6 protein-coding genes and 1 pseudogene are annotated in these 24874 nt (G+C 67.1%); 5 read left to right on the top strand and 2 right to left on the bottom strand.

What is annotated here, in order from left to right; all coding sequences use genetic code 11:
• From G3446_RS27630 to G3446_RS12405, 5 genes and pseudogenes are all read left to right on the top strand, one after another.
• Window positions 1-398, top strand: a pseudogene (locus G3446_RS27630) (hypothetical protein); the annotation flags it as partial.
• A gap of 239 nt (window positions 399-637) precedes the next feature.
• Window positions 638-10186, top strand: coding sequence for an InlB B-repeat-containing protein (locus G3446_RS12420; protein WP_164453153.1), 9549 nt, complete (start codon window positions 638-640; stop codon window positions 10184-10186).
• Window positions 10187-10409: 223 nt separating this feature from the next.
• A complete protein-coding gene (locus G3446_RS12415; protein ID WP_164453152.1) occupies window positions 10410-13226 on the top strand; it encodes a tetratricopeptide repeat protein in 2817 nt (938 codons plus the stop codon).
• On the top strand, window positions 13223-15073 hold the full coding sequence (locus G3446_RS12410) for a CRTAC1 family protein (RefSeq protein WP_164453151.1): 1851 nt from the start codon (window positions 13223-13225) through the stop codon (window positions 15071-15073). The genes G3446_RS12415 and G3446_RS12410 overlap by 4 nt, the downstream gene beginning before the upstream one ends.
• A gap of 324 nt (window positions 15074-15397) precedes the next feature.
• Window positions 15398-17104 (top strand): tetratricopeptide repeat protein, encoded by a 1707-nt coding sequence (locus tag G3446_RS12405; RefSeq protein WP_164453150.1) that lies wholly within the window; start codon window positions 15398-15400, stop codon window positions 17102-17104.
• Window positions 17105-17380: 276 nt separating this feature from the next.
• Here G3446_RS12405 and G3446_RS12400 read toward each other — a convergent pair whose 3' ends face one another.
• Both G3446_RS12400 and G3446_RS12395 read right to left on the bottom strand, forming a co-directional pair.
• Window positions 17381-18583: a hybrid sensor histidine kinase/response regulator gene (locus G3446_RS12400; protein WP_164453149.1), complete on the bottom strand. Its 1203-nt coding sequence runs from the start codon at window positions 18581-18583 to the stop codon at window positions 17381-17383.
• Window positions 18584-18587: 4 nt separating this feature from the next.
• Window positions 18588-24173, bottom strand: coding sequence for a PAS domain S-box protein (locus tag G3446_RS12395; RefSeq protein ID WP_164453148.1), 5586 nt, complete (start codon window positions 24171-24173; stop codon window positions 18588-18590).
• Window positions 24174-24874: the final 701 nt, after the last annotated feature.

Here is a 24874-nt window from a genome sequence, read left to right as displayed (position 1 = left end):
GCACGGTGAAGCACTTCTCTTGGGTCACCGATCTCCCGATCACTGAAAGCAACCTCATGACGCTGATGCGAGGAGCACGCGCACGCTGGAAAGTCGAAAACGAGACCTTCAATACCCTCAAGAACCAGGGCGACCACTTCGAGCACAACTTCGGTCACGGCTACCAGTCTCTCAGCACCGTGCTTATGCACCTGATGATGCTGGCCTTCCTCATCGATCAGATCCAACAGCGCTGCTGCCGGCCGTTTCAAGCCGCCGTCACCGCCGCCAAGACCAAGACGCGGCTGTGGCGCAAACTGCGCAACCGCTTCGATCTGTGCCTCGTCCCCAGCTGGGAGGTGCTCTATCAGTCCATCATCGCCCCACCGCAGATCGCTTTGGGGCACGACACCTCCTAGCCATCCGCCGTGATCGAGCATGCGCGCAGTGTCGTCTTGAGGGGAGAACAAGCCAGCCAAACCAATGCGCTTCGCCGATGCGAGGAGCGCTTGCGCCCGGCGATCTTTGCCGCCGGTCCCGATCCCTCATCGCCGCTGCCCTCCGCGGTCAGCGGGAATTCCTGCCGGATTTATACACCTTTTGCCTTGAAGCACATTAGAATCGGATGATTGTTATTTGCCTGCATGAGGCTCCCCTAATGAGATCTCGCTTCGGACTTGGGTTCGTCAACCTCGCCGCGCTGGCGCTGCTCGCACTACTGCTCTCGACCGGCGCGCAGGCCGCCAGGAAGGGTCCGCCCTTTACGCAGGCCGACTGCGCGGACCCGACGCTGACGCTGGTGCTGAATACCCAAGCGGCCGTCGACAGCTTTCCATGCACCACCGTGGCGGGCGATCTCGAGATCTCGATAAAACGCGCTGAGACGATCCTCTATCTGCCGCTGGGTCAGCTGACCCGGGTGGACGGGGAGCTGCTGCTGTCCTTTTCGAACATCGGCGCGCCGACCAGCCTCGACGGCCTCGTCAACGTGGCCCACGTCGGGTCACTGAGTGTCAAGGCGGCCATCCCAGGCCAGCCCGACCGGCTCACCGATATCAGCGGCTTGGCGAGTCTCACCAGCATCGGACCCAGGAATTGCCAGCCGGCTTTAGATCCCGCAGATTGCTACACGACGCTCGCGCTCACATCGGACGAGATCACCCAGCTCCCCGCCTGGAACATCGCCAATGACTCCATCGAGGATCTGAACGTCATCGGGTTTCCACTGACGGATCGGACCCAGTGGGACAGCGTGCCGGTTCCGTCACGAAGGCTCTCGCTGAGTCAGGTTGACCTCGACACTAGTCAGTCGGACCAACTGGATACGCTGAAGCGGCTCGCGTCGCAGGCAACCGAGAGTGTTACCCTGCAAGCCATCTCGAACCTCGTCGCCCTGCCGGCGATGCCGAACGCCTCACGCCTGAGATTGGGAAATGTGGCGCTTCCCGACCTCCTCGCGATCACCCCGGCGGCATTCCCGGTCCTCGACGGGGTCGCGCTGGAGGATCTGGCGGGCATCTCGCCCGCCGAGCTCGCACCGATCCGGGACATCAATATTGTCACCCTGACAGGCATGACCGGACTCAGCGGCGCCAACCCGCTGTCGGGGCTGTCCGGCGGCGGCTTCAGCCAGTTGTTTCTCACGCGCCTGTCCAACGTGACGACGCTCACGGACCTGTCGTCGGTCACCGCCCTCGAGATTCTGCAGATTCTCGACATGGACGGGCTGACCGATCTGGCCGGGCTCGACAACCTGACGTCCATCGCTGACCAGCTCTGGATCAATAAGTGCGACAAGCTGGAGAATGTGGATGCGCTCTCCAGCCTGGCGTCCGTCGGGAGCGAGCTGCTCGTCGAAGAGAACCCGGCCCTGCGGGACCTGAACGGACTCGGTGGCGTGAGCGGGACACTCCGCGAGGTTCAGGTCTTTGCAAACCCGCAGCTCACCGACCTCTCCGGGCTCGCCGGCATCACCGGCGTGAGTGAGACGGTCGCCGTCTTGCGCAACGCAGTCAGTGAGTGCGATGTGCTGGTCAAGAGCCGGCTCAATCCGCAGCCTGCAAGGACCTACCTCGTCAACCCTGCCTGCGTGTACGCTTCCCCGGCCCTCTCGAGCTCCGCCACCGCACTCGACTTCGGCTCCGGCGCCATCGGCACGACCATCGACCGCAGCGTCACCTTCGAGAACGGCACCGGCTCCCTCTCCACCTCGGTGGACATCAGCGCGGTGTCGATCAGCGGCGACACGGCTGGCGAGTACAGCGTGCTCAGCGAGGACTGCACCAGCGGCCCCCTCACCGGCGGCAGCACCCTTAATAGCTGCACCGTCACCGTGCGCTTCACCGTCACCCAGCAGGGCCCCGACAACGTCCAGCTCGACCTGACCTATACCACCTCCGAGAGCAGCACGCCGCAGAGCTTCCCGGTGACGCTGCATGCCGCCGGCACCGGGGTGACGGGCGACCAGCTCATCCCCAAGGACAAACTCGACTTCGGCCAGGTCGAGCTCGGTGCCAGCAAGACCGACACCATCACCATCGACAACACGAGCGGCTCCGGGCCGCTCACCGTCGACCTGCTCAAGCTCAAGGGCGGGGACTTCAAGCTCGGCGACAACAGCTGCGGCAACACCTATCCACAGACGGTGCCGGTCGGCAGCCAGTGCCAGGTCAGCATCCGCTTCACTCCCAGTGCGCTCAACGCCCGCGCCAGCCTGTTCACGATGGAATCCGACGGCGCCACCTCGCCCGACAGCGTCAACCTGCTCGGCAGCGGCGTCGAGCCACCGGCGCCGGTGCCGACCCCGACCAGCCGAGACTTCGGCGACGTACCCGTCGGCACCGCCAGTGCGAGGCAGTTCGTGTTTGTCAAGAACGCGAGCCCGATCCGCAGCCTTCCGCTCGGGCAGCCCAGCGCCAGCGGCGACTTCGCCGTGCAATCCAGCAACTGCTCCGGCACGACCCTCCCGCCATCTTCACAAGCCGGCTCGTCCTGCGTCGTCTACGTCACCTTCAACCCCACCACCACCGGCCCGGCCACCGGCACCCTCACCATCCCCGGCGCCAGCGGCTACCCCTCGGCCAGCGTCGCACTCTCGGGCAACGGCATTGCCGCCGTCAGCCTGAGCGCCTCGCCCACCCACCTGGACTTCGGCGTTCAGAACGGAGTGGCGAACCTCGCCGTTACCATCACCAACACAGGTACGGCGATCCAGGACGCCCAAATCGGTGCCGCCGCGGTCAGCGGCACGGTCACCCCTGTGCAGTTCAGCATCGTCGGCGACGATTGCTCCTCGACGACCCTGGCCGGGCAGGGAACCTGTCAGATTGAGATCAGCTTCGACCCCAGCCAGGTCGGCGCCGACACAGGTACGCTTGAGATCCCCTACGATAACGGGCGCGTGCTCGACGTCGCCTTGTCCGGGCGCGGCGGTGCCCCGGTGGATAACATCACCCCCGCCAGCCTCTCGTTCGGGACGATCGCCGTCGGCAGCACCTCGGCCGCGCAGACCGTGACCGTCACCGACAGCGGCGGCATCCCGCTTGACATCACTTCCGTGACGACCGTTCAGGGACGCGGCTTCGTGGTGCAGAACGACAGCTGCAGCGGCACCACCGTCGCTCCTGGCACCAGCTGCACCTTCGACGTCGACTTCACGCCGCTCAGTGCTGGTGTCGAGGTCGGCATCATCGAGGTCGTCTCCAATAGCACTAGCTCCCCCGACCAGGTTGCGGTCGACGGGACTGGGGCCGGCACCTACAACGTCAGCGCCACGGTCAGCGGCGGCAACGGCAGCGTGAGCTGCACGCCTGCGACGGTTAGCGCAGGTGACAGCAGCACCTGCACGGCTATACCTGACTCCGGTTACCAAGTGGCGAGCTGGACCGGAGCCTGCGCCAGTGCCGGCAGCAACGCCCAGTGCATCCTGACCAACATCCAGAGCGATCAGGGCTCGACAGTCAGCTTCGTGGCCAGCGCGCCCGCGACCTATAGCGTCAGCGCCACGGTCAGCGGCGGCAACGGCAGCGTGAGCTGCACACCCGACACGGTCAGCGCCGCCGGCAAGAGCGCCTGCACCGCGGTGCCCGGCGCCGGTTATCAGGTGCAGAGCTGGAGCGGCGCCTGCGCGGCGACCGGGAGCAATGCCTACTGCCTGCTGAAGAACATCCAGGCCGACCAGACCTCCACGGTCAGCTTCGTGGCCATCCCGCCGAGCACCTACAGTGTCAGCGCAGTGGTCAGCGCAGTGGTCAGCGCGGGTAACGGAACCGTGAGCTGCACCCCGGCCAACGTCAGCGCCGGCGGCAGCAGTCGCTGCACGGCCGTCCCCAGCGCTGGCGATCAGGTTGCGGGCTGGGGCGGTGCCTGCGCCAGCGCCGGGACCAATACCCAGTGCAGCCTGACCAACATCCAGGCCAACCAGAGCTCCACCGTGAGCTTCAGCGCTCTGCCGCCGGCCAGCTACCACGTCAGCGCCAACGTCACTGGCGGCAACGGCAGCGTCAGTTGCAGCCCGACCACGGTCAGCAAGGGCGGCAACAGCACCTGCACCGCCGTGCCCGACGCCGGCTACCAGGTCGCCGCCTGGACCGATGCCTGCGCCTCCTGGGGCAGTCAGGACCAGTGCTACCTCACCAAGATCCGTGCCGACCAGGCCGCCACCGTCAGCTTCGCGCCCATCCCGCCGGCCAGCTACAGCGTCAGCGCCACGGTCAGCGGCGGCAACGGCCATGTCAGCTGCAGCCCCACCAGTGTGACCGCCGGCGATGCCAGCACCTGTAGCGCCGTGCCCGATGCCGGTTATCAGGTCGATGCGTGGAGCGGTGACTGCGCCGCGACTGGCAGCGCCGCCCAGTGCGACCTGACCAACATCCAGGCCGACCAGGTCTCAAGCGTCAGCTTCAGCGCCCTGCCGGTGCCGACCTTCACAATCGGCGCCACGGTCAGCGGCGGTAACGGCACGGTCAGTTGCGCGCCCAGTCCGGTGCCCCAAGGCGACAGCAGTAGCTGCGACGCCGTGCCCGATGCCGGCTATCAGGTGCAGGCTTGGACCGGCGCCTGTGCCGCCACCGGCGCCAACGCCCACTGCGCGCTGAGCAATATCCAAGCGGATCGGACCTCCACCGTCAGCTTCGCGGCCATCCCGCCCAGCAGCTACCATGTCAGCGCCAGCGTCGTACTCGGTCATGGTGCGGTCAGTTGCACCCCGAGCACCGTCAACCCCGGCGGTACCAGTACCTGCACCGCAGTACCGGATACCGGCTACCAGGTGGCCAGTTGGGGCGGGGACTGTAGCGGCTGGGGTACCCAGACCCAGTGTTATCTGACCAAAATCAAGGCCGACAAGACATCCACCGTCAGCTTCGCCCCGCTGCCGCCAGCCAACTACAGCGTCAGCGCCAGCGTCAGCGCCGGTAATGGCCATGTCAGTTGCACCCCGACCACGGTCACGGCTGGTGACAGCAGCAGCTGTACCGCCGTGCCCGACGCCGGCTGGGCCATCGACAGCTGGGGCGGCGACTGCGCCGCTGCCGGCTCGGCCACGCAGTGCGACCTGACCAACATCCAGGCCGACCAGCGCGCCACCGTGGCCTTTGTGTCCCAGGGTCTGCCGACCTATAGCGTTATCGCCAGCGTCGACGGCGCCAACGGCACCGTGAGCTGCGCGCCGAGCACGGTCCCGCAAGGCGACAGCGCCAGTTGCACCGCCGTGCCGGACAGCGGCTATCAGGTCGCGGCCTGGACCGGCGCCTGTGCCGCCACCGGCCACACCGTCCACTGCGCCCTGAGTAACGTCCAGGCCGATCAGGCCTCGACCGTGCGTTTCGAGCCCATCCCCGCGGCCAGCTTTACCGTCAGCGCCACCGTCACCAGCGGTCATGGCGCGGTCAGCTGCGGCGCCGGCACCGTCACCGCCGGCAGCGGGGTGCGATGCACCGCGGTGCCCGATCCCGGCTACCGGGTGCTGGCCTGGGGCGGGGACTGTGCCGGGGCCGGCAGCCAGACGCAATGCGCGCTGGACCAGATCTATTCTGATCAGAACGCCACCGTCAGCTTCGCCCATGTCCTGCCCGGCAGCTACCATGTCAGCGCCACGGTCAGCGCCGGCCGCGGGTCGGTGAGCTGCTCGCCGGTCACCGTCCCCAAGGGCGCGGCCAGCACCTGTACTGCCACCCCCGAACCGGGCTACCAGGTCGACAGCTGGGACGGTGACTGCGCGCGCGCCGGCACCAGCAGCCAGTGCTACCTGCCCAAGATTCAGAAGGATCAGACCGCCAGCGTCCGCTTCGCGGCCAAGACCCTCGCGACCGTCCGCGTCAGCGCCCTGGTCGATGGCGGCAACGGGACCGTCAGCTGCACGCCCAGTGACGTCCCCCTCGGTGGCAGCACCACCTGCACCGCTGTGCCCGATGCCGGCTATCAGGTCGCGCACTGGGACGGCGCCTGCCTGCTTGCGGGTCAAAGCACGCAATGCGCGCTGAGCAACATCCAGAGCGACCAGCGAACAATGGTTCGTTTTGTTCCGCTCCCACCGGTGAGCTATCGAGTCAGCGCCACGGTCAGCGTCGGCAACGGCAGCGTGAGCTGCACACCCGCTACGGTCAGAGCCGGGGATGACAGCGTCTGCACCGCGGCGCCCGCCGCCGGTTATCAGGTCCAGAGCTGGAGCGGCGCCTGCGCGGCGTCTGGCAGTCAAGCCCAGTGCAGCCTCCGCAACATCCAGTCCGACCAGACCTCCACGGTCAGCTTCGCGGCCATCCCGCCGAGCACTTATAGTGTCAGTGCGCTCGTCAGCGCGGGTAACGGAACCGTGAGCTGCACCCCGGCCAACGTCAGCGCCGGCGGCAGCAGTCGCTGTACGGCCGTGCCTGGCCCTGGCGATCAGGTTGCGGGCTGGGGCGGTGCTTGCGCCAGCGCCGGGACCAATACCCAGTGCACCTTGACCAACATCCAGGCCAGCCAGAGCTCCACAGTGAGCTTCAGCGCCCTGCCACCGGCGAGCTACCACGTCAGCGCCAATGTCACCGGCGGCAACGGCAGCGTCAGCTGTACCCCTGCCACGGTCAGCAAGGGTGAGAGCAGCACTTGCAGTGCCGTGCCGGATGCTGGCTTCCAGGTCCAGAGCTGGGGTGACGCTTGCGCCTCCTGGGGCAGTAACAGTCAGTGCTATCTCCCCAAGATCCGCGCCGATCAAAGCGCGACCGTCAGCTTCGAGCCCATCCCCTCGGCCAGCTACAGCGTCAGTGCCACGGTCATTGGCGGTAACGGTCATGTCAGCTGCAGCCCGACCAGTGTCGGCGCAGGCGGTGCGAGCAGCTGCACCGCCGTGCCCGATGCCGGTTATGCGGTTCAGAGCTGGAGCGGCGCCTGCGCCAGCGCCGGCAGCGCGGCCCAATGCGCGCTGACCAATGTGCAGGCCGACCAGAGCGCCGCGGTTAGCTTTGCCGCGCTGCCGGTGCCGACCTACAGCCTCAGCGCCACGGTCACGGGCGGCAACGGCAGCGTCAGCTGCGCACCGAGCACGGTGCCCCAAGGCGACAGCGGCAGCTGCACCGCCGTGCCCGATGCCGGCTACCAGGTCGGCAGCTGGAGCGGCGCCTGCGCGAGCGCCGGCACCAACATCGACTGCGCTCTGACCAACGTGCAGGCGGACCAGACCTCCACGGTCAGCTTCACGCCCATCCCGGTCGACGCCTACCATGTCAGCGCCAGCGTCACGCTTGGCCATGGCACGGTCAGTTGCGCCCCCACCACGGTCGATTCCGGCGGCGCGAGCACCTGCACCGCCGTGCCCGAGACTGGCTACCAGGTCGCCAGCTGGGACGGTGACTGCGCCGGCCGGGGCACGCAGGCGCAGTGCTATCTGACCAAGATCAAGGCCGACAAGAGCGCCAGCGTCAGCTTCGCCCCGCTACCGGCGGCCAGCTACAGCGTCAGCGCAACCGTCAGCGCCGGCAACGGCCATGTCAGCTGCACGCCCAGCACCGTCAGCGCCGGCGATAGCAGCAGCTGCACCGCCGTGCCCGATGCCGGCTGGGAGATCCAGGACTGGGGCGGTGCCTGCACGGGCACTGGCAACGCGGCCCAGTGCGCTCTGACCAACATCCAGTCCGACCAGAGCGCCACTGTCAGCTTCGTGGCCCAAGCGGTGCCCGACTTCAACATCAGCGCCACGGTCGACGGCGCCAACGGCAGCGTCAGCTGCGCGCCGAGCACGGTCCCGCAAGGCGACAGCGCCAGCTGCACCGCCGTGCCGGACACCGGCTATCAGGTCGCGGTCTGGAGCGGCGCCTGTGCCGCGACCGGCCACATCGTTCACTGCGCACTCAGTAACATTCAGGCCGATCAGAACTCGACCGTGCGCTTCGAGCCCATCCCCGCAGCCAGCTATAGCGTCAGCGCCACCGTTGACAGCGGCCATGGCGCGGTCAGCTGCAGCCCTGGAACCGTCTCCGATGGCGGCTCGAGCCTCTGTAGCGCCGTGCCCGATCCCGGCTACCGGGTGCAGGCCTGGGGCGGGGATTGCGCTAGCGCCGGCAGCCAGACGCAGTGCCAGCTCAGCGCGATCCATGCCGATCAGGTTGCGACCGTGAGCTTCCTGCATGCCTTGCCCGGCAGCTATCAGGTCAGCGCCAGCGTCGATGGGGCCAACGGCAGCGTCAGCTGCACCCCGACCACCGTCGCCAAGGGTGAGGCCAGCACCTGTACCGCCACCCCCGACGCCGGCTACCAGGTCGCCGCCTGGGGCGGTGACTGCGCCAGTGCCGGCGCCGCCACCCAGTGCTATCTGCCCAAGATCCAGAAGAACCAGACCGCCACCGTCAGCTTCGCGGCCAGAACGCCCGACACCTTCAGCGTCACCGCCCTGGTCGACGGCGGTAACGGCACCGTCAGCTGCACGCCCAGCAGCGTCTCGGCGGGAGGCTCCAGCACCTGTACCGCCACGCCCGATGCCGGCTATCAGGTCGCGCACTGGGACGGCGCCTGCCTGCTTGCGGGTCAAAGCACGCAATGCGCGCTGACCAACATCCAGAGCGACCAGCGAACAAAGGTTGGCTTCTCAAGAACGGCGCAAGCCCAGGTCACCGTCACACCGCAGGCGAGCGCAGGCGGAACGGTCGAGCCTAGCGATCCTCAGGTCATCGGGCAGGGGGAGACCGTCAGCTTCCAGCTCATTCCGGACTCCCTCTATGAGCTGCTCGAGGTGACGACTAGCGGTTGCGATGGATCGCTCGTCGGCGATCTCTACACCACTGGAGCGGTGATGGCCGACTGTACTGTGTTTGCGAGCTACGGACCGATCAGCATTCCCGATAGGCCGCCGGTCGCGGTCGATGACAACTATGTCGTGCCCTTCGATAGCCTGCTGCAGAGCGCTGCGCCCGGCTTGCTGCGCAACGATCGTGATCCTAGTGGCCTCAGCCTGACCGCGCAGATTGTCAGCCAACCAACCTTGGGTACACTGATCGCAACTGCTGACGGCGGTTTCGAGTATCGTCCAACCCCCCTAGATAGCTGCGACAGTGACCAGCTCGACAGCTTCAGCTATGTGGCCAACAATGGACTCGAGGACTCCAACATTGCCACCGCGACTGTGCACATCACCTGTGATAACTGCTGGGACGAGCGTGGTCCGGTGGATCGTGATACCCGCTGGCGTGTCGTCGAGCTGTATGTGGCCAACTTCGGCGAGGCGCCCGATATCGAAGGCGTCGACTACTGGACTGAGGCCGTTGAGACCCGAGCCGACTGGAATATTACCAGCGTGGCGCGCAGTTTCTTCGACCAGCCGACGGTACAGGAGCGTTTCCCCGCCCTGCTCGACAACGAGGGCCTGCTCGAGGCGCTCTACTGGAATCTGTTCGACCGCGCCCCCGACGCTGAGGGACTGAGCTACTGGCTGGAAGACCTGGCCGCAGGGCGCTTGCAGCGTGAGGAGTTGGTCGTCGCCCTTATCAACGGTGCCTGGGCGAATCCCGAATCCCTCGTCGAGCAGCGCCTGCTGGCCGACCGGGTGCGGGTCTCCCTGGCCTTCATCGCCGAGCAGGAGCGCGTCCAGATCCTGTACACGCAACTGCCTGCCGATCTGCAGGATCAGTTCTTCATCGAGGCGGTGGATATCCTCAAGGATCTCGATGGCAGCTGCACGAGCTATGAGGACGCCATAGCGCGCATCCCCGCAGCCGTGGGGCGCTTTACGCCTTGAGTCTCGTCCGGGCCGGAAACGTCATCACCTGTGATGCGTCCGGCCCGGATGAGGTAGTCGAGCCGATTCACCCGACCGGGCCTGGGTGCCGAGTGGGCTAAGCCCCATGAGGCTGGCTTTGCCGCTCTCAGTTGGCATTCTGCTAAGCCGGGCTACACTCGATGGCTGAGCACGCTGGTTTCATTGATCGGCGTGCGGTTTCTAGGTCGTTGAGGGTCGGTTGATGAGCTCTTCCCGCGCGCCCGAGATTCTCCTCCAGCCCGTCGTTACGCCCGCACTCCGCAAGCTGCTTTGGCTTGTCGGCCTGCTGCTGGGGCTGCTCCTGATCAGCTCGCTCTATTTGGTCGCCGTGACCCTGAGCGAGCTTGCGACCGGCCGTATCCTGCAGAACCGGCTCTATCTCTTGATGTTCCTGGGGCATCTGGCGCTCGGGCTCATCACCCTGCTTCCGGTGCTTGCCTTTGCCGGCCTCCACCTGAGGCGGGCTTGGCGCCGGCCGAACCGCTATGCCGTGCGGGCCGGGCTGGCTCTGCTGCTGAGTCTGGTGGCCGTCTTTGCGTCTGGCATTCTGCTGACCCGTTTCGGCTTTTTCGAGGTCAATGATCCGCTGGTGCGGCGCTGGGCCTATTGGATCCATGTGCTTATGCCGCTGGCTGCCGTCTGGCTCTTCGTCCTGCATCGGCTGGCTGGTCCACGTCTCGATTGGCGACCCGGCGCCGCTTGGGCGGTGGCGGCCTGCGGGATTGCAGGGGGCGCACTCGCCTTGCACCTCACAGCCGGGGCACAGGAGCCGGAGCGCTTGCGCGCTTACTTACCCGCCTTGACCGAGCTTTCGCAGCTGGAGCCGATTCCGCCCGAGCATCTGATGCAGGACGCGGTCTGCGCCGAGTGTCACGGCGCTATCGCGGCCGATCACGCGCAGGGCATGCATGCGATGAGCTCGTTCAACAATCCGGCCTATCGCGCCAGCATCGACGAGCTGCGCGCCTCGCTGATCGAGCGCGACGGGCATACGCAGGCCGCGCGCCTCTGTGCGACCTGCCACGACCAGGTGCCGCTCTTCTCGGGACGCTTCGACCGGGCGGATTTCGCTCCGGACACAGATCCGACGGGCGCCGCCGGGATCACCTGTCTCGGCTGTCATGCCATCACGGCGGTCGATTCCCCGCTGGGCAATGGCGCCTACCGTTTCGAGGACCCGCAACGGTATCCCTTCGCGCTCAGCGACTCGCCCTTGCTCCGGGCCGTCAATCGCCAGCTGATCAAGGCCAAGCCTGCCTTCCACAAGGAGACCATGCTCAAGCCCGTGCATCGGAGCGCGGAGTTTTGCTCGAGCTGCCATAAGGTGCATCTGCCCTTCGCCTTGAATCGCTATCGCTGGCTGCGCGGGCAGAATCACTACGACAGCTTCCTCATGAGCGGTGTCTCCGGGCATCGGGTCGACAGCTTCTACTATCCGGCCCAGGCCGTTCGCGCTTGCAGTGACTGTCATATGCCGCTGCAGCCGTCCTCCGATCCCGCGGCCCGCGACCTTGCTGGCGATGGGAAGCGGGTGGTGCACGGTCATCGCTTCGCCGCAGCCAATACGGCAGTGCCGGAAATGCTGGGCGCGGCGGAGGAGGGCAACCCCGCGCGGGTCGAGATGCTGCGCCGAGCGGCCAGGGTGGACCTCTTCGGCATCAAGGAGGGCGGCAGCATTGAGGGCCGGCTGCACGCGCCTCTGCGTCCCGATCTGCCTGACCTCGAGCCAGGCAAGCGCTATCTCCTGGAAGTGGTCATCCGGACCATCGGAGTGGGTCACCACCTGACCCAAGGTACAGTGGACTCCAACGAGCTGTGGCTGGATGTCAGGGTCAGCAGCGGCGAGCGCGTCATCGGTCGCTCCGGGGCGCTCGGCCACCAAGGCGCCGTGGACGATTGGGCCTATTTCGTGAACGCCTATCTGTTGGACCGGGACGGCAATCGAATCGAGCGCCGCAACGCCCAGGATATCTTCGTTGCCCTCTACGACCATCAGATCCCGCCGGGTGCCGCGGCGGTCGTGCATTACGCCTTAATTGTGCCGCCGGATGCCCAGGGTCCGATCAGCATCGAGGCGGCGCTGCGCTACCGCAAGTTCGACTCCCGCTTCCTGCGCTTCGTCGAAGGCGATGCCTTCGCAGGCAATCGGCTCCCCATCGTGACCATGGCCGAGGACCGACTGACGCTGCCGATCGACGGCTCTCACCAGGTCGCTCGACAGCAAAGCCCCATCCCCGCCTGGGAGCGCTGGAACGACTATGGCATCGGTTTGCTGAGGGAGGGCAAGCGTGGCGAAAGCCGCCAGGCCGCCGAGGCCTTCGCCCAGGTCGAGGCGCTGGGTCGCCCCGACGGAGCGCTGAACCTGGCCCGTGTCCTCTATCAGGAAGGGCGTCTGGAGGAGGCGGGCGCGGCGCTGGGGCGGGCAGCGGCTTTCGAGCCGCCGGCTCCGCCTTGGGTGCTGGCCTGGCTCACCGCACTGATCGACCGCGACCTGGGTCAGCTGGATGCCGCCATCGCAACCTTGGAGGCGCTCGCGGAGACGCGCTTCAACGCGGCTCGGGAGCGTGGCTTCGACTTCGCGCGCGACTACCGCATGCTGACCGAGCTCGGCCGCACCCTCTACGAGCGCGCCCGCCAGGAGCGCGGCCCCCAGCGCCGGCAGACGCGGATGGCATTTCTGCAGCGCGCCCGTCATTGGCTCGAGCGGGCCTTGCGTGAGGACCCGGAGAACGCCGCGACCCACCACAATCTGAGTCTGGTTCTTACGGAGCTGGGTGAGTCCGCGTCGGCGGCTGAGCATCGCCGTTTGCACGATGTCTACCGCATCGACGACAACGCCGTGGAGCGCGCCGTCAGCCTCCATCGGAGCCGCGTGCCTGCCGCCGACCACGCGGCCGAGGCGGTTGCCATCTACGACTTGCAGCGCCAGCAGGAGTCGGCCGTCGCCGCGGACCCCCAGCCCGGCCGCGTGGCAGGCACCAAGAATCGCGATTCGTCCCAGCCGTGGAGGACGCCATGACGCCGAGCTCGAAGTCTTCGATCAGTCGCGGCGAGGCACGCATCCGCCGCGCCTTCATCCTCTCGTCAGCGGTCATTGCTAGCGCCGCCCTCCTTGCCGGTGCGGCCTATCTCCTGCTCAGCCGCGCCCCGGAGAGGGAGCCGGTCGAAGAGGCGCGGATCGAGACGCCGATCCCAGCCCCCGCGCCGAGCGAGCCACCAGATGTGCGCTTCACCGACATCACGGCGGCCGCAGGTATCGACTTCGTGCATGTCAGCGGGGCCTATGGCGAGCGCCTGATGCCTGAGACCATCGGCAGCGGCGCGGCCTTCTTCGACTACGACCGCGACGGCGACCAGGATCTGCTCCTGGTGAATTCGCGCCGCTGGGCTGGCCACTTGGAGGGCAAGCCGCAGCCCACGCAAGCACTTTACGCCAACGATGGCACTGGACACTTCGCGGACGTGACCGAGCAGGCCGGTCTCGCGCTCGTTGCCTACGGGATGGGCGTGGCCATCGGCGACTATGATGACGATGGCTGGGAGGACGTCTATCTGACCACCCTGGAGACCAATCATCTGCTTCGCAACGACCAGGGCCATTTCGAGGACGTGACCGGGCAGGCCGCTGTCGGCGGGGCCGACACCTGGAGTAGCAGCGCCGCCTTCCTGGACTATGACAAGGACGGCGATCTGGATCTCTTCGTCGTCAACTACGTCAAGTGGTCGCGCGAGACCGACCTCGCCATCGACTTCCGCCTCACCGGCCTCGGTCGAGCCTATGGCGCGCCGGTCAACTTCGTCGGCACCGACAACAGGCTCTACCGCAACGAGGGCAACGGACGCTTCACGGATGTCACCGAGACCTCAGGTATCCGGGTGACCGATCCGGTCTCCAGCAACCCCGTGGGCAAGGGCTTGGGCGTGGTGCCCGTGGATTACGATCAGGACGGCTGGCTGGATCTGGTCGTGGTCAACGACACGGTCCGCAATTTCCTCTTTCGCAACCTCGGGAATGGGAGTTTCGAGGAGGTCGGCGTCTTCGAGGGGATCGCCTACGACCGCAACGGCAAGGCGACCTCGGCCATGGGTGTGGACGCCGCCCATTTCCGGGACGACCAGGATGTCGGCATCGCCATCGGCAATTTCGCCAATGAGATGGCCTCGCTCTTCGTGACCGCTGATGGGCGGACTCCGCTCGTAGACGAGGCCGTTCTCGAAGGCATGGGGCCTGCCTCGCGCATCCCGCTGACCTTTGGTGTCGTCTTCCTCGACTACGACCTGGACGGCCGGCTGGACCTTCTCCTGGCCAACGGCCACTTGGAGCATGAGATCAACAAGGTCCAGCAGAGCCAGCACTACGCCCAGCCGCCCTTGCTGTTCTGGAACTGCGGCCATGCCTGTCCCGGGCGCTTCCTGGCCGTGACGGATGCGGGCGACCTCATGGCGCCCATGGTCGGGCGCGGGGTCAGCTACGCCGACATCGATGGCGACGGCGACCTGGATCTGCTCATCACCCAGAATGGCCGGCGGCCCGCCTTGCTCCGCAACGACCAGCGCAGCGGGCACCACTGGCTGCGCGTGAAGCTCGTCGGGCGCGCGCCCAATACGGATGCGCTGGGCGCGCGCCTGGAGCTGACGGTTGACGGCGTGACGCGGATTCGCGATCTGGTCTCCGCGCGCGGCTATCTGTCGGCCGTCGAGCCCGTCGTCACCTTCGGCCTTGGTGCGGCCGACCATGTCGAGCGTCTCAGAATCACCTGGCCGGAGGGTCAGGTGCAGGAGCTGATGTCGCCTCGGGTCGATACCCTAGTGACCGTCGAGCAGCCCCAGGTCGCTATGCCAGACCAATCCGGAGAGGGCTCGTGACCTGGGCCGCGGTCTTGTCGCAGGAGCCTTTCGCCTCAGAAGCCGCCCAGCGATGGTTTCCCGATGTCGGCGGTGCCGGATCGAAAACGGCTGCGTCGCCCCCGAGCGGGCTCCTAAGGCGGCGAGGCTCGTGTAGGAGCCCGCTTGCGGGCGACGCATGCTGCGAAGACACCTCAGAGGCCGTTTGAGAAACCTCAAGGGGCGACTCTAGTCGCCCTTGGCGCTGGCGAGAGGGCGAATGAATTCGCCCCTACAGCACGGGTGATGGCAATCGTCAGAGAGCCTCTCAGCGACCCCGCCCGTGATACAGGGGGAAAGTGATTGATGGGTAATCCCTTAGGTCGAATCGCGCTTTACAGGTCGGTCATCTTCGGTTGCTTGCTGATGCTCGCCTCGGGTCCCGCCCAGGCCGATGCGCTCAGCGCGCTGGCCGCCGTCTGGCAAGATCAGCTCCGGCCCGTGGTGGAGGGTGACATCAGCGGTGCCGAGCCGCTGATGCAGAAGGCCATTCGACAGGCGCGCGATGAGGTTGCCGCACTGCTGGCACAGGGGCCGGAGGGCGCGGACGCCAAGGCGCTGGCGGACGCCTACGGGCGGCTCGGCGTTTTGCTTCTGCTGCTGGAGGTCGAAAACCCAGCCGATGCGGCGCTGCGCAATGCGGCGCAGCTCCAGCCCGAGGCCTTTCACTGGCCCTACTATTCCGGCTACATGGCCATGCTGTCTGGCAACACCGACCTTGCCCTCCAGGATCTGCGACGCGCCCAGGCGCTCGATCCCGACTATCGGCCGTTGGACGTCTATTTGGGCCGCGTGCTCCTGGATCTCAGCGAGCTGGGCGAGGCGCGCGCGCTCCTGGAGCCCGTCGCCGAGATCCCGGGCCTGGCGGCGGCCGCCGACTACTATCTGGGACAGATCGCGCTGCTCGAGCGGCGCTACACGGATGCTGTCGCGCGACTGACCCGCGCCTTGGCGCTGGATCCCAAGGCGCTCGGGACGCACTACCCGCTCGCGCAGGCCTATCGCGCCCTTGGTGAAGACGCCCTGGCACGCAGCCACCTCGCGCAATTCGAAATGATCATCCCGGCGCCCCAGGATCCTCGGATTGCTGAAATGAAGCGCGTCGCGCGCCGCTCGATCCCGGCGTTCGAGCGGGGCCTGGAGGAAGTGCGCCAGGGCGATTATGCAGAGGCGGCCCGGCTCTTCGCCGAGGGACTCAAGGTGGCGCCGAACAACGCCGCCGCGCGGATCAGTTTTGCCCGCGCCCTCTATCTCAGCGGCGAGCCGGAGGCGGCCGAGCCCGAGCTGAAGCTTGCGGTGGAGCTGGACCCGGATGAGCCACTAGGGCATTTGCTGCTGGGTGTCCTCGCGCTGAGCCGAGCAGACAGGGACGCCGCGCGCAGCCTGCTCCGCCAGGCGCTGAAGACTGACCCACGGCAGGCGGGCGCACTCTATTATCTGGCGGGGCTCGATTTCGACGCCGAGCAGTGGGCAAGCGCGGCCGAGCGCTACGAGGCCGCCCTCGCGATCGAGCCTGAGCTGGCCCCAGCGGGCTGGCTGCGGCTGATCGCCAGATTCCGGGCCGCGGGGGCGAGCGCGGAGGCGGTCGCGGCTGCCCTCGACGACTTGAGCGCCCTCTATGGGAGCGCACCCCAGGGTCCCCAGGCCGCCTACGCCTTGGGCTGTCTGCTGGCGGCCGGACCAGATCCGGGTCAACGCGACCCGGACAGGGCTCTGCGGGTCGCGGAGGAGGGCATGCGGACCCGGCCAGGCCCACAGTGGCAGCGTGTGCGCGCCCTGGCGCTGGCCGGCGCCGGGCGTTACGACGAGGCGCTCGCCCAGCTGCGTGAGATGCTGTCCGCGGCGCTCTGGGGAGCGCCGCCAGCCATCATCGACCTGATCGAGGAGGATCTGGCCGCACTCGAGCGCGAGGCGCTGCCGGATCCCTGGCCCTTGGCCGATCCCATGCTCTCGCCGCCGCCGGTCGATCCGACCGCCGTGATTCGTGACTACCCGGCCGTGAATCCCTATTAGGCGATTGCCGGAAGCTCGTATACCAGGTGGCGCCGGATCGAGGTCTGCCTTCAAGGAGCGCCGGCAGGACCATCGCCGAGCGATGCGACTGTTTGCGCGATCCAGAATGCGGGCGTCAAGACAAGCCAGATGGTATGAGAATCGACCGAAATCGCCTGAGTGATCACCCATCGCTCACTTCCCGCCTGGATCACGGGCGACATCTCTGAGGTGCCGTCGCCCATGGCGCGCCCGGTGCCGAGCGCTTTGCCCGCAAGCCGGCTCCTGCGCGAGCGGTCAGCTCTCCTCCGAGGGCTCCTCCCTGCGCTCCTCTGGGGGCTCCGCCGCGATCTTGACCGGGACCCAGAAGGCGACGCTGGTTCCGCGTGCGGAGCGGCTCTCGACATTGATCTCGCCCGACATGAGATCGACCAGGCGCTGGCAGAGCGCAAGTCCCAGACCGAGTCCGGGGCGCTGCCGCGTGATGGACTCGTCGCCAGGCTCGAAGGGCTGGAAGAGCCGCTGCGCGATGGCTGGCTCGATCCCGCTCCCTTGATCGTTCACCTCGAAATGCAGCTTTAGGCGCTGGCCGCTTCGCTCTCCGGTATAGGCCCGCGTCTGGACGACGCCTTGATCGGAGAACTTCAAGGCATTGTCGAGCAGATGCAGGAGGACCTGATGCAGTTGCCCGGAGTCGCCGATCAGGGTGCTCGGGATACTGGAATCGACCGAGATCAATAGCCGCAGCCCCTTTTCCGCCGCGGACTCCTGTCGCTCCATGACGACCTCCGCGAGCAGGGTTCTGACGTCGAAGGTCTGATTCTGGAGCACCAGCTCGCCCGCCTCGAGGCGCGTGTATTCGAGCAGGTTGGTCACCAGGCGGAGGAGGATTTGCGCGGCCTGGCTGATCGTCTCGAGTCGCGTCTGATCGCTGGCCTCGGGAAGCGCCGTGTGCAGCACATGCGTCATGCCCATGATGTGGTGGAGCGGCGTGCGCATCTCATGACTGGCATTGTGCAGGAAGGCCGTCTTGGCGCGATTGGCGCTCTCCGCGGCATCGCTTGCCTGAGCCAGCTCCTGGGTGCGGGCGTGCACCAGCTCTTCGAGGTGATGACGGTATTGGGCCAGCTCATGCTGAACGCGCACGCGCGCGCGGACCACCTCGGGGTTGATCGGCTTGTGGATGAAATCCACCGCGCCGGCCTCGAGCGCGGCGCTCTCGCTCGCGGCATCTGTCTTGGCGGTGATGAAGATGACCGGGGTGTCGGCGGTCAGGGGGGCGGCCTTGAGGGCCTTGCAGACGGCATAGCCATCCATCTCGGGCATCATGACGTCGAGCAGGATGACCTCTGGATAAGGGACCCGGCCTGCCAGCTCCAAGGCCTGCTGGCCATTGGTGGCGACCTTGACCCGATAGTCGGGATCAAGCACTTCGGCGAGCTGCTGGAGGTTGAGCGGCTGGTCATCGACGATCAAGACGACCGCGCGATCGTTCGGCATTGCACTAGGCCTCCGAGTCTTGTTGTCCAGGGCGCCGGAGCGGCTTCAGGAGCTGCTCTGCAGCATGGTAGTCGAAGTGCTGCAAGCGACGCTTGATAGCGAGCGACAAGGGGCGGTTGTCGCTCGGTAGGGCCGCCTCGAGGGCGGCCAGCAGGTCGGCCGGCACGAAGAGGCCATCGGTCAGCCGATCATGGATCTCTTCGGCCAGGGGCGCCACTGCCTGCGGCGATCCCAGCTCTGGCGTGCTCGCGGCGGGCTCGCAAGGCGGCGGCAGTGCGGCGATCCGATCCAGCGCCGCCGCATGCGCCGCGCGGAAGCGCGCCAGGGCCGTTTGCGGATCCAGCTCCTGCTGGAGGGCCGTTTCGAGCGCCGCTGTGGCCGCGAAGAGATGGGTCGCGCCGACGGTCCCGGCGAGCCCTTTGAGCCGATGCAGCATTTGTGCCGCCTTCTCCTTCTCGCCGTCGGCCAAGGCCCCGCCGATGATCTCACTGTCATCGCGGACGGTGTCGGCGAACTGGCGCAGCCGCTCCGTCACCTGGCGTGCGCCGCCGGCGATCTGCGCCAGCGGCGCGAGATCGAAGCCGGCGAGCCTGGAATCGCCCGCCGGCGGCGCCTCGCTGTCAGTCGCTGTCGAAGCGGCTGCCGCAGTCTGGCCCTCGGCAACTGACCTTTCAAGCAGCCAGCGTCCGAGCATGGTCCTGAGGGCCTCCAGGGTCACCGGCTTGGGCAGCAGGTCGTTGAGCCCGGCGGCCGCGATCTGCTCGCGCTCGGCCTCGGTGACCCCGGCGGTCAAGGCGATGACCGGCAGCCCAGTCCAGGTCCTATTCTCGCGCAACTTGCGTGTCGCGGTCAGACCATCCATGCGGGGCATCTGGATGTCCATCAGCACGGCGTCGTAGCCGCCCTCGGCCAGCATCTCCAGGGCTTCCGCGCCATCGCGCGCCAGGCTGTGCTCGGCGCCGATGATGCGCAGCATGTCCCCGATGACTCGCCGGTTGATGGCCTGATCCTCGGCGACCAGGATCCGTGCGCCTCGGTAGCTCTGACCTGGGGCGGGCGGTGCCTTTTCGGCGATGGGGATGTCCGGGCCGCGCTGCAGCCTCAGCTCGAAGGCGAATTCGCTGCCCTGTCCGGGGCGACTCGCGGGCTCCAGTCGTCCTCCCATCAGCCCGATGAGGTCGCGGCTGATGCTCAGCCCCAGGCCGGTGCCGCCGAAGCGGCGTGCAATGGAGTCGTCACCCTGGCTGAAGGGCTGGAAGAGGCGTGCCATGGTTGGTGCGTCGATTCCGATCCCGGTGTCCTGAACGCTCCAGCGCAGCACGACCCAGGAATCTTCGGCGTCGAGCAGGCCGACGTGGAGCTCGACGCTGCCTCGCTCGGTGAACTTGATGGCATTGCTGAGCAGGTTCGAGAGCACCTGCTGCAGGCGCAGGGCGTCACCGTGGAGAATGCGCGGGACCCCTGGCTCGGCGGCGATCCTGAGCGTCAGTCCCTTGGCCGCTGCGCTTTCCTCGAATAGGGCGCGCAGGGTCTCCATCAGGGCCTCGAGATCGAACAGCGTGACTTCCAGGCGCAGCTGGCCTGCGTCGATCTTGGCTTGGTCGAGGATATCGTTGAGGATCCCCAGCAGCGAGTTGGCGGAGTGGCGGATCTGGCTCAGGTCCTCGCGCACCTCGGGAGCCAGCCTTCTGTGCAGCGCGATCTCGGCAAGGCCCAAGATGCCGTTCATCGGTGTGCGAATCTCGTGGCTCATGTGGGCCAGGAAGGTCGTCTTGGCCTTCGCCGCCAGCTCCGCCTGCTCACGCGCCTCCTGTAGCTCGGTGACGTCGTAGAGACTGACCAAATGGAGGTCTTCGAAGGAGTCGCCGAGCTCGGTGGCACTGGTCAGGACTGTCAGCCTGTGGCCGTTCTTGGTGTGGATCTTGACCTCGAGCGGGACGAAGGGCTCGCCGGTGAGCGCGCTTTGCTCGAGACGTCCCAGCCAGGCGGCCATGACCCAGCGGCGATAATTCGGATCCGGATAGGCGAGAGGCCACCATTGCTCTCGGGTGGGGATGTCATCCAGGGTGTAGCCGAAGGTTCGGGTGAAGGCCGGATTCAGGTAGGTGATCCGCTCCGACGCCTCGTTGATGGCGAAGGGGATCGGCGAGGCGTCGATGATAGCGCGGGCGCGGGCCTCGCTCGCAAGCAGGGCGGCTTCGGTCGCCTTGCGCTCGGTGATGTCCTGATGGGTGCCGGACATGAGTCGGGGCTGCCCATCGGCCGTCCAAGTCGTGACGGTGCCACGACCGGCCACCCACACCCAGTGCCCGTCCTTGTGGCGCATGCGCGCCTCGCTCTCGTAGAAGGGGGTCTGCTTGGAGAAGTGCGCCTTGAGCCTCTGGTCGGAAACCACAAGGTCGTCTGGATGGGCGAGCTCGAGCCAGGTCTTGATCGAGATGGGCTCGAGCTCGCCGAGCCGGTAGCCGACGATCTCCGCCCAGCGCGCGTTGAGCGTCAGTGCTCCGGTTTGGACATTCCACTCCCAGGTGCCGACGCGGGTGCCGTCGATCACGTTCTGCAGCCGCTGCCGCTCCCTGTCCAGTGTGCGCTCGATCGCCTTCTGTGCGGCCTCTGCGTCCTTGTGGGCGGTGATGTCCCAATTGACCCCGATGACGCGCTCGGGCCGACCGCCGGCGTCGCGAAGCACCTTGCCGAAGGCCGCGATCCAGCGCACTGTGCCGTCTGGCCAGCGCACCCGAAACTCCGAGCTGAAAGGCGTGTCGTCGGTGAGCGCCTGCTCCAGGTCGGCCTGGGCCTTGGCGGCATCCTCCGGGTGCAGCCCCTGGGTCCAGGCCGAATAGGCACCCTGGAATTCCGTTTCCCTTAGCCCGTAGAGCGCGTACATGCGCTCATCCCAGATCAGTCGATCTGAGCCCGTCTCCCATTCCCAAACGCCGACGCCGCCGGCCTCGGTAGCGAGCTGCAGACGCTCGGTGAGCGCACGCAGCTGAGTCTCGGCCCGCTTGCGCTCGGTGATGTCCACAAAGGCGATGACGACCCCGTACTCGGGGTGCCGGGTCGGCATGGCGCTGACCGAGAGCCAGACGACGCCCTGTGGATGGACGATGCCCATTTCGACATCGCGGACCCGGCGGCCCTGGTGCAGCGCAAGCGCACTGGCATATTCCTCCGCGGGCATGGGGCTCCCGTCCGGGCGCACCAGCTCCCACTCGGGTGGGTCATAGGTCCGCTGGACGTGCTCATCGCGGGTCAGACCGAGCAGGCGCTCCGCCGCTTGATTGCAGTCGACGAGCTGGCCGTTCGGGTCCGTGATGGAAATGCCGATCGGCAGCAGGTCGAAGATGGTGCGCAGCTTGGCCTCGGAGCGACGCAGCTCGGCGGTGCCTGCCGCCACGCGCTCTTCGAGCTGCGCGCGCTCGACCTCGAGGGCGTGCTGGGCTTCCCGGGCCTCGGTGACATCGTGCAGGCTGACCACCAAACCGGCGACTTCGCCATCGAGCCAAAAAGGCTCGTAGTCGACTTCGAAAGAGTGGCGCCGGCCCTCAGGGGCGAGGGTCTCGAAGGAGAAGTGCCGATGCTCTCCGGCCAGCGCGGCCTCCAGCTCCGGCGCGATCCGCGCGAAGAGCTCCTCGCCGACGACATCGCTTAGGTGGCGGCCGCGCAGCTCCTCGGGCGCGCTCTGGCTCAGCGCGGCATAGGCGGGATTGGCGACCTGAAAGCGCAGCCCCCGGTCCAAGAAGGCGAGGTTCTCATTGGAGTTTTCGACGATCTGCTGGTAGCGGCGCAGATGCAGCTCGGCCTCCTTCAGCGCGGTGATGTCTTCGGTGAATAGGCCGATTCCGGCGACGGCACCACTGGCGTCGTGCCACGGGCAGACCTCCCAGCGTATCCATTGGACCCGGCCGTCGGCGCGCGTGAAGGGCTCGCCGTCCGAGCGGATCGTCTCTCCCGCGAGGCCGCGCTGGTGAATCTTCTTCCACGCCTCTGGGATCTCCGGGAGGTCCTCATAGTGAGAGTGCCCGATGAGCTCGGCCTGCGTCAGGCCGTAATCCGTCCGCCAGCGCCGGCTGCAGGCGAGATAGCGCATGTCGCGGTCGAGCATGGCGAGGGCGGCCGGGGCATGCTCGATCAGGAGTCGCAGCCGCTCTTTGCGCTCTTGCAGTGAGGCCTCGGCCTGTTTGCGCGCCGTAATCTCCATGGCCGTGCCTGCCATGCGGACACCCCGGCCTGCCGTGTCCCGGAAGGTCTCGCCACGTCCGAGTATCCAGCGCACGCTGCCGTCGGGCCAGATGACACGAAATTCCTCGGAAAAGCGCAGTCCCTGCGCCTGGGAGCGTGCCAGCGCATCCTTGACCCTTGGCCGGTCGTCTGGGTGGAGGCGGCTTGCGAAGCCAGCGACCGAGCCATCGAACTGGCCCTGCTCGAAGCCCCACAGCCGCTCGTGATGGCCGGACCAGACGACCCGCCCGGTGGTGAGATCCCAGTCCCAGAGCCCGAGCTCGGCGGCATCCGTCGCCAGGCGCATGCGCTCTTCGCTGCTTCGCCGCGTCTGCGCGGCCTGGCGTCGAGCGCGTACGAGCGCGGAGGAGGCGGCCGTGATGAGGAGGCACAGCAGGAGCACGGCGGGTGGGTTGACCACGGTGGCCGGGAAGGCGCGCGCCGATGTGCCTTGGAGCAAGAGCCTGCGACCAGCAAGGTCGAACGCGACCACGTGGGTCGCCTGCGAGGCAGGCGCCGAGGTCGGCGGAGTGGTCGGTTGCTGGACTGCGGGGAGATCGGAGTCCGCCGCGTAGAGGAGCCCGGCGTCGCCTGGGGGCATGGCGTCATAGAGCAGCAGATCGAGACCGCGATCCGGCATCTGGGCGAGCAGGGTCTCGACGACGTCTCCCAGCCGCAGCACAACGACCGCGAAGCCGAGCAGGTGCCGACACCGCTCGGCTGCGGGGATCTCTTGGAGCGCGCGGCTGTAATGCGGCGCAAAGAGCACGACGCCGCGCTGCCTGCCCGTCTCCTGTACCAAGGTCAGTGGGGCGGTCGCTGTCGGCTGACCACTCGCGCAGGCGGCCTGGAGTGCGGCCCGGCGGCTCGGCTCGGACGCGAGATCGAAGCCGATGGCGGGCTCGTTGCCAAGGAGTGGCTCGACGCGGAGGACCGGAAAGTAGGCCTGGCGCGGCCTCGCTGGCTGTAGGCGGCCGTCGCGCTGCTCGCGAATGGCGAAATCGGCCAGGCCTTCGGCGCGCGCCATGGCTTCGAACCTCGCCCGCTCTCGGTCGCTCACGCGTGGCGCCCATTCCATCGCTTGCAGCATGGGATGGCGCGACAGAAAGGGGCGGACGAAGCGGGAAAACGTCTCGGCAGCGATCTCATCCGAGGCCGCGTAGAAGTGGGCCAGCACCGCCGCATCTTCGACCAGATGCTGCAAGCCGGATCTGAGGGTTTCCGCGTACACCTCGACCCGGTCCTGGACCTCCGTCTCCCATGCCCGAAGCTCCCAGCGCCAGGCGAGCCAGGACAGCCCGATGCTCAGGATCAGACCGATGGTCAGCACCATCAGCTCGGGGCGCGCGCTGCGGGGACGCCATCGCAAGCGCCGGTCGGTCGCGTCAGGCCGGAGCGATCGCCCGCGATGTCTCACGTCCGTTTGCTCCCGAGCTGTCTCGTGCGGCACAGGCGCCAGGGACGGCGGCCGCCCCAAGGAGCCCTATCTAAGGCGCAGCCGGCAGAGGGCGATATCCAAGTCTCTATCAGCAACATCGACGCATGCCGGCTGGGTCGGCGGCCTTGGTCCTGACGCGGACACCCTCGGCGATGACAGCCGATGCCAGGGCGTCCAAAGCCTGCTTGCAGCCCGAGTCTCCTGGGCTCCGGAGATGTCGATCCAGGGGGCGTCTCTTCATACTGCTCATGCCGATCGAAGTTGCAGAGGCCAAAGGCGTCATAGGCACGTCCTGCGTGACGGTACGTCATTGACTTCCCTTTGTATCATGGGCGGCGGCGCGGTTTTCGAGCCAGTACCATCGGACTCGGGAAATCATTGCTGGGCGGTTTCCGAAAACCGCAAAGCGTCTTCGGCGCCTGTGGCATCCATACAGACCCGTGGCACCAAGACAGATTAGAACCGATCTCGGGCGATGGCCGGCTGAGTGGGCCCGATATCGGTCTTTTCGTCCGCGAGTACTCTGGCACCCTCAGCCTGGAGCCGACCGCAACCTCCAGATGGCATGAATCCAAGGGCAAGCGGTGCTGCACCGCCGTCGCGCAGCCCGCGGATCGGGCCGGGCGCCGCTG

The organism is Thiorhodococcus minor, from assembly GCF_010820565.1.
In the GTDB taxonomy this organism is placed as follows: Bacteria; Pseudomonadota; Gammaproteobacteria; order Chromatiales; family Chromatiaceae; genus Thiorhodococcus; species Thiorhodococcus minor.
This window is presented reverse-complemented; position numbering and strand designations above follow the sequence as displayed.